At 30.2% G+C, this 1,687-nt stretch carries 3 protein-coding genes; 2 read left to right on the top strand and 1 reads right to left on the bottom strand.

The window, feature by feature from the left end; translation table 11 throughout:
• The first annotated feature begins 181 nt into the window (after nt 1–181).
• A complete protein-coding gene (locus BUB51_RS12550) occupies nt 182–382 on the top strand; it encodes a cold-shock protein (RefSeq protein ID WP_035164535.1) in 201 nt (66 codons plus the stop codon).
• A gap of 150 nt (nt 383–532) precedes the next feature.
• A complete protein-coding gene (hslO, locus tag BUB51_RS12545; RefSeq protein WP_073198183.1) occupies nt 533–1,432 on the top strand; it encodes an Hsp33 family molecular chaperone HslO in 900 nt (299 codons plus the stop codon).
• 55 nt (nt 1,433–1,487) lie between these two features.
• On the opposite strand, the gene BUB51_RS13380 is transcribed toward hslO, so the two are convergent.
• Nucleotides 1,488–1,687: hypothetical protein (locus BUB51_RS13380; protein ID WP_207647540.1), on the bottom strand; the 200-nt coding region annotated here is incomplete at its 5' end.

The raw sequence follows: 1,687 nt of genomic DNA, 5'->3' as shown, positions 1-1,687 counted from the left end.
TCTTTTCTACTTATCTGCATCATATATTATTTATCGGCACTTTTTATCAATATCTTAAATTACGAATTGAAGGAATAAAGACGATTTTATTTGACAATGTAACACCTTTATGTTAAAATTAATATGATGTTATTATACATATAACATCTGTAATTTATTTTGTATTGGAGGAATGTTTTTAATGGAAAAAGGTACAGTTAAATGGTTCAATTCAACTAAGGGTTATGGATTCATCACAAGAGATAATGGGGGAGATGTATTCGTACATTACTCAGCTATCAATACTGATGGATTCAAGACTCTTGAAGAAGGACAAAAAGTTGAATTTGAGGTAGTACAAGGAGAAAAAGGACCTCAAGCTACTAATGTTACCAAACTATAATAAGTAGTTTCTTAACATTGTAGCAATTAAGCCCCTAATTAGGGGCTTTTTTGATGTTCTAAATTGAAAATGTATTTTTTAATTAATATTTGCTAATTATTAAAATTAATATAGATAATGATAAACAGTATCAGAAGGAGATGAATATCTATGAAAGATTATATTATAAGAGCGATAGATAAAAAAGGAAGTATAAGAGTTTTTATCGCAACGACTACTAACATGGTTGAAAAAGCAAGGCAAATACATAAAACTGCACCTACGGCAACGGCAGCTTTGGGTAGGGTTTTGACTGCTGCTTCAATAATGGGTATTATGCTTAAAGGTGATAAAGATAAAGTATCACTTCATATAAAAGGCAATGGACCTATAAAATCTATTTTAGCAGTAGCAAATAGTAAAGGAGAAGTTAAAGGATATATTAGCAATCCTAATGTAGATATGCCGTTAAGAGAGGATGGCAAACTTAATGTAGGTATGGCTGTTGGTAGAGAAGGAAAGATTATAGTGATTAAAGATTTAGGATTAAGAGAACCTTATATAGGTCGGTCTAGCCTTGTAACTGGTGAAATTGCAGAAGATTTAACACATTATTTTGCATATTCAGAGCAGCAGCCTTCTGCAGTAGCATTAGGTGTACTTGTTGACAGAGATTTAAGTGTAAAATCTTCTGGAGGGTTTATTTTACAAGTATTACCTGATGCATCTGATGAAGTTATTACAAAGTTAGAACATAAATTAAATAATATTGAACCGATATCATCATTAATAGATAGAGGTTATACGCCAGAAGATATTTTAGCTCATATTTTTGGCGAATTTGAGATGGAAATTTTAGAGAAAAAGGATATTGACTTTGTTTGCGACTGTTCAAGAGAAAGATTGGAAGAAGCTCTTGTTAGTGTTGGAAAAGAAGAATTAGAAAGGATAATTAAAGAAGACGGTAAGGCAGAATTAGTTTGTCATTTCTGCAATACAAAGTACCATTTTGATAAACGGGATTTAGAGAGATTATTAAAGGAAGCAGAAAAGAGTGAAGGTGAAGATTAAATCTACACTGAATCTTAACAATAAAATTATAAAAAAAATTTAAGTTTCCCCAAAATTAAATAACAAAACTGCTCAAATTGTGTAAAATCAAGGTATCAAAGAGAGTTAGTTGTTGTGATTCTTTGGATTTACATTTTGGAATAAGGTTATTAATACCAGTAGTGCTTTTTTGCAGAATATCATAAATTCCATCAGCTATTTGATAATAAACAAACTTAGCTTTACTATATATACTTTTAGCACATTGAAATATTT

The organism is Caloranaerobacter azorensis DSM 13643, from assembly GCF_900129995.1.
Lineage (GTDB): Bacteria > Bacillota > Clostridia > Tissierellales > Thermohalobacteraceae > Caloranaerobacter > Caloranaerobacter azorensis.
The sequence above is the reverse complement of the archived record's forward strand: the minus strand, read 5'-3'. Positions and strand labels throughout refer to the sequence as shown.